This window comes from Kitasatospora sp. NPDC003701 (assembly GCF_053587085.1).
On the sequence record NZ_JBSFNM010000001.1, the window covers coordinates 425,828 to 440,007 of the forward strand.

Genomic DNA, 14,180 nt, shown 5'->3' on the forward strand with positions numbered 1-14,180 from the left:
TGGGTGCACCCCGCGAGGCGACCCGATCAGTAGCCGGAGCGGGGGTCCCTCACCCATCTTCTGGAAGGGCTCCCTCATGCCTTCACGCATGCCGATCACCGTCGTCGGCCTCGCCCCGCACACCAGCGCCGCAATCTGGCAGGCGGCCAGCCAGATTCGCGCGGACCCCTACACCGATGGCGACGCGTTCGCCCAGCAAGCCCGTACTGCGGCGGCGTCGCTGCCCGAAGACGGCCTCACGGCCGTGCTGGACCGCTTCGCCTCGCGTCAGGGTCCGTCGAGCCTGCTGATCCGCGGCGTTCCCATGCCCGAGGCGCTGCCGCGGACCCCGGCGGGCAGCTTCCACCGGCTGCCGGAGGTGCGACCGGCCGGCGCGGAGCCGGTCCTGGCTCTGGTCGGCGCGCGGCTGGGCGAGATCTTCGCCTACCGCGAGTGGGACGGCGCGCACCTGGTCCAGAACCGGTACCCCGTCGCCTCACACCACAACGTGCAGACCGCCTCCGGCGCGAACGACCTCGTGCTGCACACCGAGGCGTGCTTCACCGCCTACCCACCGGACTTCCTGGCGCTGCTCGGCCTGCGCCCGGACCCGACGGGGCAGGCCGTCACGCTGGTTTCGGACATCCCCCAGGCCCTGGCCCAGCTCACTCCCGCCGAGCGCGGCGCGCTGCGGGAGCCGCTGTTCGTCTTCCCCACTGACCGCGGCAGCTACGACCACGAGGGCCGACGCACGACCGAGCCGGTGCCGCTGCTCAAGGACCGCGCCGACGGCCCTGTGCTGGAGTACTCGACCCTGATCACCGCCATCACGGCCGCAGGCGCTGCCGCGCTGGCCGCGTTGGAGGAGGCCCTGGGCCGGTGCGCTCAGTCGGTCCTGCTCGGCGCCGGCGATCTGCTCCTGATCGACAACCGCCATGCCGTCCACGGCCGCCCCGCGTTCCGCCCCGCGTACAACGGCACCGACCGGTGGATCCAGCGCGTGCTGCTCCTGCGCCGCCTGCCGTCCGGCGGCCGGGTCGTCCCAGACACGCGCCTGGCCCACTACCCGACCGAGTACATCAAGGCCCTCGCCCTGCCCGCCTGACCCTCCCGCCGAGAGCAAAGGACTGGTCCGCCATGTGGCACGGACACAAGGTCGTCGACGCCGACGGCCACATCATGGAACCCCTGTGGGACTGGGAGTCCTACCTCGACCCGGCCTTCCGCGAGGACCGCCTCCGGGTGGTGCGCGACGAGGAGGACGGCGACAAGCTCCTGTTCCAGGGCCGCCCCTCCGCGCTGGTTCGCCGTCTCGGCGGTCTCCCCGCGCCGGAGGACGGCGAGATCCGCGACTGGAACACCCTGCCTACCGACGGAGTCTTCGCCTCCTACCAGGAGTCGTGCACCCGAGCGTCGTGGGACGGCCCGGCGCGGCTCGCCTGGCTCGACGCCGCCAGCATCGACGCCACGTTGCTGTTCCCCTCGCTCGGCCTGATCTGGCCCCGCGAGGTCGACCCGACGAGCCCCTGGGCGGTCGCGCACTTCGACGCCTACAACCGCTGGATCGCCGATATGGCCAGCTGCGACCCCGAGCGCCTCCTCCCGGTCGCCCAGGTGCCGGCCGCCAAGGATGCGCCCGAGCGGCTGCGACGGCTGGCCGACGCGGGCTTCGCCCACGCCATGATCCCCGGCGGCATCCGCGACAGCCTCCTGCCCGCAGAGCCGCTGTTCGCCGCCGCGCAGGACCTGGACATCGCGTTACACCTGCACAAGGTCGCCGTCCCGCACTTCCTGCCCATCGCCCGCAGGCGCGGTGGCAGCACGAGCCTGAGCGCCCCGGCCATGGGGCCGCTGTTCAACCACATCAACGAGACCCTGCCCGGCCAGCTGCACCTCGCGGCCCTGCTCGACGCCCGGGTCCCGGACCGCTACCCGCGCTTGCGCTTCGCCTTCCACGAGTGCAACGCCGGCTGGCTGCCCTCCTGGCTCGACCGCGCCGAGGAGTCCTGGCACACACTGCGCGGCAACGGCCAGACCAGCCTGTGTGAGCTGCCGCCCCGCGCCTACCTGACCGACCGCGACACGTTCTTCTTCTCCGTCGGCCTGGGCGAGGACCTCACCCGCCTGCCCGACTGGCTCACCGCGCGGCTCATGCTCGCCACCGACTACCCCCACCCCGGCACCCCGAAGAACCCCGCCGCCGAATGGGCCGACGCACTCGCCGCCCTCCCCGAAGCCTTCACCGCTGGACTGACCGGCGCCAACGCCGCCCGCCTCGTCTCTGTCCGCACCGCCAGGAAGGAACGCGAACGTGCCGTCTCGCACTGACCGAGCCGACCGCTTTCCGCTGACCCTCACCGGCATGGACAAGGTCCGCATCGAGGAGGTCTTCCGCCTCGGCGCCCTGCGCGACGGCGTCCAGCTCACCACGACCGACATCCGCTTCCCCGTCTACGGCCAGGTCGTCCCCCGCATCGAGCTCCAGCTGACCGGCCCCGGCTTCGCCAAGAAGATCACCGTCCGCGTCAACCAGAACTCCCCGTTCATGTTCGACGGCGACCAGATCAGCGCCCACCTCAACGGCAAGCAGCACGCCATCGCCAGCACCCAGTTCATCGACGGCGACCGCGCCCCCACCGGCATGTACAACTTCGGGCTCATGCGCGAGAACGGCATGCGCTCCTTCGTGTTCGACTACCACACCTACTGCGCCTTCTCCTGCGACTTCTGCTTCAAGGAGTCCGAGTGGGAGATCCTCGCCCTCCAGGGCGGCGCCAGCTCCAACTACACCGGCAACTTCGACGCCTGCCTCGCCTACGTCGACGCCCATGCGGAGGAAATCAACCAGAACTACGACATCATCTGGCTGTGCACCGGCAGCATCACCAATGAGAAGGTCGAACTCGATCGCCACTGCCGCCTGGCCACCACCCTGCGCCGGATCGGCTACACCGGAGGCATCTACGTCTCCCAGGTCATCCCCGACCGCATGCGCCGCGACGCAGCCCACCGCCACGACTACCTGACCACGCTGCGCGAAGCCGGGATCAGCCGCTTCAACTCCGGCGTCGAGATCGTCAACAACGACTACCGCCAGCGCTACGTCCACGGCTACAAGGGCACCCTGACCTTCGACGACTACACGGCCGTCTTCGCCGACGCAGTCGACGTCTTCGGTCGCCTCGAAGTCGGCAGTTGCCTGCTCGCCGGCATCGAGCCGGCCGAAGACACTCTCCGCGGTCTGGAGACCATCGCCGACCTGGGCGTGTGCCCCGCGCCGACCGTCCTCACCCCGTTCGTCGTCAAGCAGATGGACATCCCGTTCCAGTACGACCTCGACGGACTGATCGACGTCCACGTCGGCTTCAACGACATCATCGACCGCTACGAACTCCCGCTCTTCTCCGGCGTGTTCAGCCTCGCCTGATCACGAACGGCTTAATCCGGCCGCACGGGAGGGACAGGTTCGGTTATGGTGAGCCAGTCCCCCCGGGCGGCCGTCTACCGTCCGACGCCATTGGCGCGACCAACGCGCCCGCAACCAGGGAGTTGCCAGCCATGACGCGCACCCTCGTCGCAGACCTGCCCAGCCACCTCGACGAGACGGTCACCGTCTATGGCTGGATCAACACACTTCGCCTCCAGCGGCGCATGCAGTTCGTGCTGGTCCGCGACCACACCGGCCTCGTTCAGGTCACCCACGCCCGAGGCGGCGAAGGCGACGAGATCGAGGCAGCCTTCGAGAGCATCACCGCCGAGTCCGCCGTGAAGATCACCGGCAAGGTTGTCGGCAACCCGCAGGTCAAGCTCGGCGGCCTGGAGATCGTCCCCGAGCGCGTCGAGGTCGTCTCCCCGGCCGAGCCGAAGCTGCCCATTGACGAGCACACCGGTCTGGACCAGCGACTCGACTGGCGCTTCCTCGACATCCGCCGGCCCTCGCAGCACCTGATCTTCGCGGTGCAGACCACCGTCGAGCAGGCCATGCGCGAGGTCACCGCCGAGGAGGGCTTCACCGAGCTCCACACCCCCAAGCTAATGGGCACCGCCTCCGAGTCCGGAGCCGAGGTGTTCAAGGTCGGCTACTTCGAGCGCACCGCCTACCTCGCCCAGTCCCCGCAGTTCTACAAGCAGATGGCCATCGCCGCCGGCATCGACAAGGTCTTCGAGATCGGCCCGGTCTTCCGCGCCGAGCCGTCCTTCACCTCCCGCCACGCCACGGAGTTCACCGGCGTCGACGCCGAACTCGCTTGGATCGACGGCGTCGAGGACGTCATGGCCTTCGAGGAACGCCTCCTCCAGCGCGTCCTCCAGCAGGTCTCCGAGCGCCACGGCGACGCCATCACCGAGCACTTCGGCGCCCAAGTCGTGGTCCCCGAGACGCCGTTCCCGCGCATCACCATGGCTGACGCCCTCACCAAGCTCCGGGCCACCGGATGGGACCCCGAGGGCGTCAAGGACGACCTCGACCCCGAGGGCGAGCGCAAGCTCTGCGCCTTGGTCGCGGAGGAGACCGGGCACGAGTTCGTGTTCGTGACGCGGTTTCCCGCCTCGGTCCGGCCCTTCTACCACCTGCGGCCCGAGGACGACCCCACCGTCACCGAGTCCTTCGACCTGCTGTGGAAGGGCATCGAGATCACTACCGGCGCCCAGCGCGAGCACCGTCACGAGCGTCTCATCGCCCAGGCCCGCGAGAAGGGTATGGAGACTGAGCCCCTCGCCGGCTACCTGAACTGCTTCCGCTTCGGCACCCCGCCCCACGGCGGCCTCGGTCTCGGCCTTGGCAGGCTTCTCATGCTGCTCCTGGGGCTCCCCACCATCCGCGAGGTCACCTTCCTCTTCCGCGGGCCCCACCGCCTGGAGCCGTAGCTGGGAGCGTTCGGGGGATCGGGGCCTGAACGGCTGCAGCGAGCCGGTCCTGCACCTGTGGACGGAGGGGCGCGACTCGCAAATTCCGAGCCCCTGCCGTCGTCGGCCGGAGCGTGCTCACCCGCGCTGCAATACCGCCCGTCAGGACCGGACCGCTCCGGCAAGGAGTCCGTCGAAGCCCATGGCGATCACGGCCTCGTGGCAGTCAGCCCAGCTGTCAAGTGGTGCCCTTCGGTGTTGGGTGACGGTTGGCGAGCACACAAGACGCACGGCGGCCGGGATGGTTCCCGGCCGCCGGAGAAGACATCGAAGCGACCCGTGGGCGTTCGTGCGGTAGAGGCCGTCGATGATGTCGAGGCACTGACCCCTGGTCACGGGATTCCCCTGGCGGTACAGCCGCAGCACCGTCTCGGTCAGATGGCTCTGGATCAGGGCGTATCCGTGTCTCCTCTCATCGCTCCCTCTCTCCGCAACCGCAGCCAGGGCGTGACTCGCCTCAAGTGCCCTGGAAGGCAGTCGCATCGTGGACCGGGAGAGCGACGCGGCCAGGATGTCGGGGTGCTCGGCGGAGGCAGGGCCGGAGAGGAAGGAGTCGATGAGCGAGTCCGAGACTCCGGGCGGTAGCGAGGCCACGGCGCGCAGGGAACGCGCTGCCGCTTTGCGCACCTCCATGTCATCGTCATGGAACATCTCCCGGAGCAACGGCCCACCACGGACGGGATCACCGGCACCGCCCGGACCAGCAGGACCAGGACGATCTGCACGCTTTCCGGAGCGGATCGCCACGACAGCGCCGGCAACAGGGCACGAGGCAGCAGCGGAAGGCTCGCCAGCGCGCCGCAATAGGCGGACAGCGCACCCGAACACGTGGAGCCGCGCAGCAGCGGCCGGATTCCCCTGATCGTGGTCGCCAGTATCGCCGGGCAACCCACCGGCAGCCTCCCCCGATCGGGGGAGCGATTTCTCCCGCTTTTCCGCGATGCGGTCAGAGAGCCCCGGAAACCAGGATCGTGCCCAGACCGAACGATTCCCCAGGAGTTGACTGATGCGTGCTCAGATCCGGCAGGGCCTTCGTTGCTCGACCCGGCAGCAGGGAGGCAGGCGGCGACGAGCCGTGTCGGCCGCCGCCACGGTGGCCATCGGCGTCATGACGCTGGGCGCCCTCGCCCCGCCCGCCGCCTCCGCCCCCGGTTCCGCAGCCGCCTCCGCTGCCGCCGCCAGGCCGGACGCCGTCCAGCGGGCCCTGAACGCGCTGGTGCGGGACGACGGGATGCCCGCCGCCCTGGCGAGCGTCCAGGACCGGAACGGCCGTACCCGCACCTACACCGCAGGAGTCGGCGACCTGACCACCGGCTCGAAGGTGCCCAGGGACGGCCAGGTACGGATCGGCAGCAACACCAAGGCGTTCACGGCGGTCGTGGTCCTGCAACTGGTCGGCGAAGGGAAGATCGGCCTCGACGCCACCGTCGACACCTACCTGCCCGGCCTTGTCCACGGAGAGGGGATCGACGGGCGCGGCATCACCGTCCGCCAGCTCCTTCAGCACACCAGCGGACTCCCCGAGTACGGCATCCACGTCGACGACGACGAGATCAGGAACCGGTACTTCGAGCCCCGCGAGCTGCTCGACATCGCCCTCCGGTACAAGGCCGACGCGGCTCCGGGGACGACGTGGGGGTACAGCAACACCAACTACGTTCTGGCCGGCCTGATCGTCCAGAAGGTCACCGGCCGCCCCCTCGCCGAGGAGATGGACCGGCGCATCGTCAAGCGCATCGGGCTGCGCCACACCTACTTTCCCGCCCCTGGCGAGATGACCATCCGAGAGCCGCACCCCCGGGGCTACCACCGCAACCCGGCGGACGGACCGCTGCGCGACTTCACGCAGATGGACCCCTCCGCAGGCTGGGCCGCAGGTCAGTTGATCTCCACCAACTCCGACCTCAACCGCTTCTTCACCGCGCTCCTCGCCGGCCGCCTCCTCCCGGCGGACCAGCTCGCCGAGATGCGCACGACCGTCCCCGCCGGGACCTCAGGCCTCCGCTACGGGCTGGGGCTCACGAGCAGGCCGCTGTCGTGCGGCGGCGTCTACTGGGGCCACGGCGGCGACATCGCGGGGTACGAGACCCGGGGCGGTGTCACCGACGACGGCCGCGCCGCCAACGTCGCGGTCACCACCATCCCGACGGACGAGGCGGCCACGCAGCACGTGAAGGACGCCGTGGACAGGGCCCTGTGCGGCTGAGGCACGCCACCCCGCCCGGGCCCGGGCGACCCGAATGAAGGTCCAGCAATTCCCCAGGAGTTGACTCATGCGTGGACAGACACGGCAAGGACTTCGGCAGACGGGCCCTGTCGGCCGCAGCCGCGCCGGCCATCGGCGTTATGACGCCGGGCGTTCTGTCGGCGCCCCAGGCCTCCGCCGCCGGGCAGGACTCCGTCCCGGCGGAGCCTGAACGCGCCGGTGCGGGACGACGGGATGCCCGCCGCCCTGGCGAGCGTCCAGGACCGGAACGGCCGCACCCGCAGCTGCACCGCAGAGTCGGAGACCTGGCCACCGGCGCACCGGTACCCGTCGACGGGCAGGTGCGGATCGGCAGCGGCACCAAGACCTTCGTCGCGGAGCGGAGGGTGGACCTGGACGCCTCCGTCGACACCTGCCGGCCCGGCCTCGTCCGCGGGGAGGGGATCGACGGGCGCCGCGTCACCGTCCGCCAGCTCCTCCGGCCGACCAGCGGACTACCCAACGACAGCGACCACCTCGGGGATGACGTCCAGTGAGGTCGGGTCCTTCGTCTGCCGTGTGGCGGGCGGGTGCGGAGGATACGAGATTCGAACTCGTGAGGGGTGTCCGAACACGCTTTCCGAGTGAGCGCCTGGCGTGAAGTCCCGGGACGAGACGTGGGCAAGGGGTCGGGGGCCCCGATCAGTCCGTAGTAGCTGTCAGGGTGGCTTCCAGCTGGGTGGCCTCGGCCAGCCGGGCCGGGTCGCCGGCGGCCTCGGCGAAGGTCCTGGCCTCGCGGGCGGCCTCGAGGGCGCGCTCGCGCGCCCCGAGCCTGGTCAGGGCCTGCGCCTGGCCGAGGGCGGCGATGGCCTGGAGGAGGGGGACGGCGACCCGGGCGCCCACCGTACGGGCTTCGGCGTAGGTGCGCTCGGCATCCTCGGGCCGGCCGAGCGCCAGAAGGGCCCGCCCCTGCTGGGCGAGCGCGTTGGTCCGGGTGAAGTCGCTGATGTGGGCGGCGGGTGCGGTGGCCGGGTCGGCCAGCAGGCCGAGGATGGCGTCGGTGGTGGTCACCGCGTCCCCGAGGCTGCCCGTGGCAGCCTGGGCGGAGGCCAGGGCCAGCAGGGCCTGCGGCCGCCCTTCGCGGTCGCCCGCCGCGGCGAACAGCTCGGCCGAGCGTCGGGCCCGGGAGACGGCTTCCGCGGACTCGCCCAGCCGGACGGCGGCGGCCGCCGCGTAGAAGTGCGCCCACGCCTCCTGCGTGACGTCCCCGCCCCGGCGGGCGAGTTCGGCCGCCTGCTCCGCGATGGCGGACGACTCGCGGGGCTGGTGCGAGCAGTAGTGCACCGCCCAGGCCAGGTAGTTGGCGTGGGTGGCCGCGAGGACGTCGTCGCCCAGCGCGTGCGCTGCCGTGCGGGACAGCCCGAAAACGGTGGGCCAGTGGCCCCAGTTGGTCCAGCGGTCGGAGAACCAGTGCATGGACTCCGCCGTCCGCACCACCTCGTCGTGGCGGCCGGCCGCGGCCGCGACGCGCAGCGCGGCCAGCCAGTTGGCGCTCTCGGCCTCCAGCCAGGCCTGCGCGGCCCGGGCCGAGCCGAACCCCGCCCTCACCGTCGCCCCGTCGTCCGGCGACGGGCCGGGCTGGAACCACTGACCGGCCGCCGCCGCGGTGTCGAGCAGCCAGCGGTGCAGCGCCGCCTCGGCGGTGGTGCGCTCCTGCGGGGTCTCCTCCTCCTGGAGCCGCTCGCGCGCGTAGAGCCGCAGCAGGTCGTGGAAGAGCAGCCGGTCGCCGGCGGTGTGGCCGAGCAGGCCCAGGTCGAGGAGCTCGTCGAGCATCTCCTCGACCAGGTCCGGCCGCAGACCGGTGAGGGCGGCGCCCGCCCCCGTGTCGAAGTCCGCACCCGGGACGAGCGCCAGTCGGCGGAAGAGGCGGCGCACCGGCTCGGAGAGCTGTTCGTAGGAGAGCCGGAACGCCGAGCGGATGCGCAGATCGCCGGCGGTCAGGCGCTGGAGGCGCAGGTCCTCGTCCCCGAGCCGCTCGGCGAGGCCGTCCGCGCTCCAGGCCGGCCGGCTCAACAACCGGTTCCCGGCGATGCGCAGCGCCAGCGGCAGGTGCCCGCACAGCTCCGCGATCCGCGCCAGCGCCGCCGGGCCGGACCCGCCCGAGCCGGTCGACCCGTCCGTGCCGGTCGGCCCGCCCGCACCGGCCGCCTCGTCCTCGCGCTGCGCGAGGATCGCGCCGAGCAGCGCGGTGGCGGCGCCGACGGGCAGCGGCGCCAGGACGAGCCGCCGCGCGTGCTCGATCCCGGCGAGCGTGCGGCGGCTGGTCACCCAGACCCGGCCCTGGCCCGGGCCGGGCAACAGGGCGCGTACCTGGGCCTCGTGGGCGGCGTTGTCGAGGACGACGAGGGCCTGCCGCTCGCGCATCAGCCGGCGGTAGAGCCCGCGGCGCTCGTCGGTCTCGCCCGGCAGGTCGCGCTCGCGGACGCCCAGGGCCCGCAGCAGGCGGCCCAGGGCGTCGTGCGGGGCGACCGGTTCGGTGTCCAGGCCGCGCAGGTCGACGAAGAAGCAGCCGTCCGCGAACCGGTCGGCCAGCCGCGCCCCGGCGTGCACCACGAGTGCGGTCTTGCCCAGCCCGGGCGCGCCGGAGACGATTGAGACCGGTGGACCGGCCGGGGCGCCGGCGGTTCGGGCGAGCCAGCCGGTCTCGCCCTCGCGACCGGTGAAGTCGGGTACCGCGGGCGGCAGGTCGCAGAGGCCGGGCGCCTCGGTGGCCGCATGCCGCCGCCGACCTGCGCGGGCCGCGCCCAGCAGTGCCTCGGTGTCGGCGGGGCCGAGCCCGAGGGCGGTGGCGAGGGCCTGGACAGTGCGGGCCTGCGGGCCGCGACTGTGGCCGCGCTCCATGTCGCCGATGGCGCGGCCGCTGACCCCCGAACCCTCCGCCAGCTCCTCCAGGGTCAACCCGGCGTCGTGGCGGTGCGCCCGCAGCAGCGGTCCCAGGGCCGGAGGCTCCGGCTGGCTCATCTGACCCCCCGATAGGTGAGGAATCATCATACCGGTGGACGGCTCTGACCTGCGGCGACCCGCAGATTCCGGCCACCGGGCAGGCGGCACCCGGGCCCCGGCCGCCACCCCGCGCCGCCGGGGCCGGGGCCCGGGGGCCGCCCGGACGGGCGGCGGGCCCGGGGCCCCGGCGGCGCCGGTGCGGTCAGCCGGCGGTGGCTCCGGCGGCCTCCGGCAGGAACCCCGGCACGCGGGTGCCCAGCCCGCGCTCCCGCGCCTGCCGGTGGACCAGACCGGCCAGGGCCAGGTCGAGCGCGCCGAGCCCGAACGGCGAGAACACCGTGACGCCGTCCTCGGGGCGCCGGAAGGGCTCGTCGGCGCGGAGCACGGCGCCGATCGAGGTGGCGATGAACTCCCGGTTGCCGACCCGCTGTTCGGCGAGGTGCAGGGAGGTCCCCTCGCGGCACACGTGGTCGGCGTCGTCGACCACGTTGACGGCGCCCAGGATGCTCTCGACCGTCAGGTCGCGCAGCGACACGTGCAGCACCAGGGTGCCGGGCCGGCAGGCCTCGGTGGTCAGGTGCGGGGTGGCGGCGGTGGTGGCCAGGCAGACCAGCCGGTGGGCGGCGAGCGCCTCCTCGGCGGTGTCGGCGACGGCCGTCTTGAGCTCGGGCCAGCGGGCCGCGCAGCGGGCGGCGAAGGCCTCCGCGCGGGCGCGGTCGAGGTCGAACACGGTGACGGCGCCGAGGTCCGGGAGCACGGCCCGCAGGAAGTTGAGGATCTCGAAGCCGATCACGCCGCAGCCGATCAGGGCGGCGCCGGTCTCGGGGGTCTCGGAGCCCAGGACGGACGCGGCGAGCGCGGCGCTCGCCGCGGTGCGCCGGGCCGAGATCACCGAGCCCTCCAGCAGGGCCTCCGGGTGCCCGGTGGCCATGGAGTTGAGGATCACCGCGGCGGAGGCGCGTTCCAGGCCGGCGGCGGTGTTGCCGGGGAAGGAGGAGATCCACTTGATGCCCGCCACCGGGACGTCCTCGCCGAGGTAGGCGGGCAGTCCGATGATCCGGTTGCGCGGCTCGTCGGGAAAGCGCAGGAAGACCGAGTGCGGCAGGGCCGTGCGGCCCCGGTCGTGCAGGACGTAGGCGCGGCGGACGGCCGCGACGACCTCGCTCTCGGCACCGTCGAGGACCTGCCGGACCTCCCCGGCTCCCAGGATCAGCATGGTGCCACCTCCATCGCGTTCTCCTTCTCCTTCCACAGGTGGGACACGTCGCCGAAGTGGCGGGCGACCCATTCGTCGTTGTAGATCGTGTCGAGGTAGCGCTCGCCGCGGTCCGGCAGGACGACCGCGCAGCGCGAGCCCGCGGGGATGCGGTCGGCCATCAGGTCGAGGGCCGCCACCAGCGCGCCGGAGGAGCCGCCGGCCAGCACGGCCTCTCGGGCGGCGAGCCGCCGGCAGCCCACCACGCAGTCGAGGTCCGTGACGTGGACGACCTCGTCGGCGAGCCCGTCGCGGTAGAGCGCCGGCCGGACGGCCGCGCCGTGGCCGGGGATCAGCCGGGAGGTCGGGACGCCGCCGAAGATGGCGCTGCCCCGGGCGTCCACCGCGACGACGGTCACCGGCAGTCCGAGGTCGCGGACGTGCTCGGCGCAGCCGCGCAGGGTGCCGCACGAACTCGTCGCGCAGAACAGGTAGTCGACGCCGCCGGGCACCGCGTCCAGGATCTCGCGCATCGTCCGCCGGTGCGCCTGCGGGTTCAGCGGGTTGGCGTACTGGTTGGGCCAGTACGCACCGGGGATGCGGGCGGTCAGCTCGCTGATGCGGCGGATCCGGACGGGCAGGTACTCGCCGGTCGCCGGGTCGGTCTCGTGGACCACCTCGACCTCGGCGCCGAGCGCCCGCATCACCGCGATGTTCTGCCGGTTGGTGCGCGGGTCCACCACGCAGATGAACCGGAGCCCGTAGTAGGCGCAGACCTGGGCGAGCCCGATCCCGAGGTTGCCGGAGCTGGATTCGACGACCACCGAGCGGCCGGGCACCAGCGCGCCGGTGCGGATCCGCTCGCGGAGCATCTCCAGCGCCGACCGGTCCTTCATGCTGCCGCCGGGGTTGAACGCCTCCAGCTTGGCGTAGGTGGTGAAGTGCCGGCCCGGGGCGAGCTTGGCGAGTTCGACCAGCGGGGTGCCGCCGATCGTGCCGAGCACGCCGGTCGGCCGGTCGTCAGGTCCCGGCATGATGGCCTCGCCCCGTCGGATCGGGGCGCGGCCCGAGCATGGTGCGGAACACGCTGGTTCCTCCTGTCTGCACTGGATCGAGGGGTTGTCCGGCTGTCCCCGCCCGGGCCGGGGGAACGGCTGTCGGGCGGTGGCGGGAGCCGGGGGAGCGGTGGGAGCAAGGGGAGCGGTGCGAACCGCGGCCGGGTGGAGCCGCCGGGTTCACGGTGCGGCCGGTCCGGGCACGGTGCGCACCGTGCGGGCGACCGAGGCGGCGACGGCGAGCAGCACCATCCAGCCCGCCAGGGCGACCGCGGCGGTCCGGGCGCCGGCCGAGTCGAGCAGCAGGCCGCCGAGCAGCGAGCCGATCGGCAGGGCCCCGTTGGAGAGCGTGCTCATCGCCGCGAGCACCCGCCCGCGCAGCCGGTCGGGCGTGATGCCCAGCTGGTAGCTGCCGAGCGCCACGTTCCACAGCGGCCCGACGAACCACATCGCCGCGTAGGCGGCGGCGAGCGTGAGCGGGTCGCGGCTGAGGGCGATCACGACCATCAGGACGGCCCAGGCCCAGTTCGCCGCGATCACCAGGGCGGTGAGCCCCAGGCGGCGGGCGAACCACGGCGCGGCCAGCGAGCCGAGCAGGCCGCCGGCGCCCGCGACCCCGACCATCAGGCCCACCCCGGCCGAGGACGCGCCGACGTCGGTGGCCAGCACGATGGCGACCAGGAACAGGGCCCGGAACATCAGGTTGCTGCCGGCCACCAGCAGGGTGGTGGTGCGCAGGAAGGGGTGCCTCCACAGCCACCGCAGGCCCTCGCGGACCTGCTCGCCCATGGTGCCGGTGCCGGCGGACCGCTCGGCCTCGAACTCCTTGCGGATGAACAGCAGACCGGTCAGCGACACCAGGTAGGTCAGCGCGTCGGCCACGAAGGGCACGGCCCGGCCGAGGCCGAACAGGGCGCCGCCGAGCGGCGTTCCGAGCATCACGGCGCCCCGCCCGCGCGCCTCGTTGCGGGACAGCGCCAGCGAGAGCTGGCTCGGCGCCACCACGTTGGGGACGGCCGCGTGCGCGGCGAGTCCGTGGAAGACGGTGAGCGCGCCCTCCGTGAAGCCCACCGCCAGCACCAGCGGCAGGCTGAGCACGTCGAGCGCCGACGAGACGGCGATGACCGCCGCGCCGAGCGCGCGCAGCGCGTCGCACCAGATCATCAGCCGCCGCCGCGGCCAGCGGTCCACCAGGGCGCCGGCCGGCAGTTGCAGCAGCAGGGCCGGGAGCAGTGCGACGAAGCCGGCCAGTCCGGCGTCGAAGGGCGAGCCGGTGAGGGCCAGGACCAGCAGGGGGTAGGCGATGGTGGTCGCGGTCGAGCCGAGCAGGGAGACGGCCGAGCCGCCCCACAGCAGCAGGAAGTCGCGGTTGCGGTGCAGCGGGACGACCGGCTCGGCGGCGGCCGCCTCCGGCTGTTCCGGCGGGCGGGCCGCGTCCGGCAGGCGGTCCGCGTCCGGCAGGACGGGCGGGTCCGGCAGGTCGGGCGGGTCCGGCGGCCGCGCCTGCGCGTCCGCCGGAGCCCGCGTGTCGGGGCTGGTCATGTGTCACACACCTCGCGGGGCCGGCCCGGCCGCTAGCCGGCCGCCCGCTCCATCTGGCGGCGCAGACTGAGCGGCCGCATGTCGGTCCAGACCGTGCCGATGTGGGTCAGGCAGTCGGCCCTGGTGCCCTCGGTTCCCTCCGCGTACCAGCCGAGCGGGAGCTCCCGGTCGGCGGGCCAGACGGAGTACTGCTCCTCGTCGTTGAGGACGACGCGGTAGGTGCGGTCGTCGGTCTCTTCCTCGGCCACGGCGGGCCTCCCTCGGGTGAACTGCCGCGTCACGAACCTCACGTGACCGGTGGCGGCGCCAGCGAGCC

General features: G+C 72.9%; 12 protein-coding genes. 6 read left to right on the top strand and 6 right to left on the bottom strand.

The annotated features are described in order from the left end of the window. The first annotated feature begins 88 nt into the window (after positions 1-88). The 4 genes from ACWDRR_RS01640 to aspS all read left to right on the top strand — a co-directional run bounded on the left by ACWDRR_RS01640 (position 89) and on the right by aspS (position 4,845). Positions 89-1,084, top strand: coding sequence for a TauD/TfdA family dioxygenase (locus ACWDRR_RS01640; protein ID WP_449770157.1), 996 nt, complete (start codon positions 89-91; stop codon positions 1,082-1,084). A gap of 32 nt (positions 1,085-1,116) precedes the next feature. Beyond that, a complete protein-coding gene (locus tag ACWDRR_RS01645) occupies positions 1,117-2,307 on the top strand; it encodes an amidohydrolase family protein (protein WP_449770158.1) in 1,191 nt (396 codons plus the stop codon). Beyond that, entirely contained in the window at positions 2,291-3,406 is a 1,116-nt protein-coding gene (locus ACWDRR_RS01650; RefSeq protein ID WP_449770159.1) for a hypothetical protein, read from the top strand. Before ACWDRR_RS01645 ends, ACWDRR_RS01650 begins: the two co-directional genes overlap by 17 nt. Before the next feature lie 131 nt (positions 3,407-3,537). After that, on the top strand, positions 3,538-4,845 hold the full coding sequence (gene aspS, locus ACWDRR_RS01655; RefSeq protein WP_449770160.1) for an aspartate--tRNA(Asn) ligase: 1,308 nt from the start codon (positions 3,538-3,540) through the stop codon (positions 4,843-4,845). A 141-nt stretch (positions 4,846-4,986) separates the two neighbouring features. Here the strand turns inward: aspS and ACWDRR_RS01660 are convergent, their stop codons facing one another. Continuing rightward, positions 4,987-5,535 carry a hypothetical protein gene (locus ACWDRR_RS01660; RefSeq protein ID WP_449770161.1) on the bottom strand — a complete coding sequence of 183 codons (549 nt, stop codon included), beginning with the start codon at positions 5,533-5,535 and terminating at the stop codon, positions 4,987-4,989. Between the two features lie 355 nt (positions 5,536-5,890). On the opposite strand from ACWDRR_RS01660, the gene ACWDRR_RS01665 reads away from it, so the two are divergent. Both ACWDRR_RS01665 and ACWDRR_RS01670 read left to right on the top strand, forming a co-directional pair. Further along, entirely contained in the window at positions 5,891-7,090 is a 1,200-nt protein-coding gene (locus tag ACWDRR_RS01665; RefSeq protein ID WP_449770162.1) for a serine hydrolase domain-containing protein, read from the top strand. Positions 7,091-7,431: 341 nt separating this feature from the next. Then, positions 7,432-7,626, top strand: coding sequence for a hypothetical protein (locus ACWDRR_RS01670; protein ID WP_449770163.1), 195 nt, complete (start codon positions 7,432-7,434; stop codon positions 7,624-7,626). Positions 7,627-7,771: 145 nt separating this feature from the next. On the opposite strand, the gene ACWDRR_RS01675 is transcribed toward ACWDRR_RS01670, so the two are convergent. The 5 genes from ACWDRR_RS01675 to ACWDRR_RS01695 all read right to left on the bottom strand — a co-directional run bounded on the left by ACWDRR_RS01675 (position 7,772) and on the right by ACWDRR_RS01695 (position 14,112). Further along, complete coding sequence (locus ACWDRR_RS01675; RefSeq protein WP_449770164.1) at positions 7,772-10,090, bottom strand: ATP-binding protein; 2,319 nt, start codon at positions 10,088-10,090, stop codon at positions 7,772-7,774. Positions 10,091-10,274: 184 nt separating this feature from the next. Beyond that, the gene (gene sbnB / locus ACWDRR_RS01680) at positions 10,275-11,288 is read right to left on the bottom strand and encodes a 2,3-diaminopropionate biosynthesis protein SbnB (protein WP_449770165.1); all 1,014 of its coding nucleotides are present in this window, start codon (positions 11,286-11,288) and stop codon (positions 10,275-10,277) included. Continuing rightward, complete coding sequence (gene sbnA / locus ACWDRR_RS01685; RefSeq protein ID WP_449770166.1) at positions 11,282-12,301, bottom strand: 2,3-diaminopropionate biosynthesis protein SbnA; 1,020 nt, start codon at positions 12,299-12,301, stop codon at positions 11,282-11,284. The genes sbnB and sbnA overlap by 7 nt, the downstream gene beginning before the upstream one ends. A gap of 201 nt (positions 12,302-12,502) precedes the next feature. Further along, complete coding sequence (locus ACWDRR_RS01690) at positions 12,503-13,864, bottom strand: MFS transporter (protein ID WP_449770167.1); 1,362 nt, start codon at positions 13,862-13,864, stop codon at positions 12,503-12,505. 32 nt (positions 13,865-13,896) lie between these two features. Further along, positions 13,897-14,112, bottom strand: coding sequence for an MbtH family protein (locus ACWDRR_RS01695; protein ID WP_387879859.1), 216 nt, complete (start codon positions 14,110-14,112; stop codon positions 13,897-13,899). Between the last annotated feature and the right edge of the window lie 68 nt (positions 14,113-14,180).

Excerpts from the sequence above, each read along its gene's own strand:
- ACWDRR_RS01645 (WP_449770158.1), top strand. The coding sequence starts at position 1,117 with ATGTGGCACGGACACAAGGTCGTCGACGCCGACGGCCACATCATGGAA.
- ACWDRR_RS01690 (WP_449770167.1), bottom strand. The coding sequence starts at position 13,864 with ATGACCAGCCCCGACACGCGGGCTCCGGCGGACGCGCAGGCGCGGCCG.
- sbnB (WP_449770165.1), bottom strand. The coding sequence starts at position 11,288 with ATGCTGATCCTGGGAGCCGGGGAGGTCCGGCAGGTCCTCGACGGTGCC.
- ACWDRR_RS01660 (WP_449770161.1), bottom strand. The coding sequence starts at position 5,535 with ATGTTCCATGACGATGACATGGAGGTGCGCAAAGCGGCAGCGCGTTCC.
- aspS (WP_449770160.1), top strand. The coding sequence starts at position 3,538 with ATGACGCGCACCCTCGTCGCAGACCTGCCCAGCCACCTCGACGAGACG.
- ACWDRR_RS01665 (WP_449770162.1), top strand. The coding sequence starts at position 5,891 with ATGCGTGCTCAGATCCGGCAGGGCCTTCGTTGCTCGACCCGGCAGCAG.
- sbnA (WP_449770166.1), bottom strand. The coding sequence starts at position 12,301 with ATGCCGGGACCTGACGACCGGCCGACCGGCGTGCTCGGCACGATCGGC.
- ACWDRR_RS01675 (WP_449770164.1), bottom strand. The coding sequence starts at position 10,090 with ATGAGCCAGCCGGAGCCTCCGGCCCTGGGACCGCTGCTGCGGGCGCAC.
- ACWDRR_RS01640 (WP_449770157.1), top strand. The coding sequence starts at position 89 with ATGCCGATCACCGTCGTCGGCCTCGCCCCGCACACCAGCGCCGCAATC.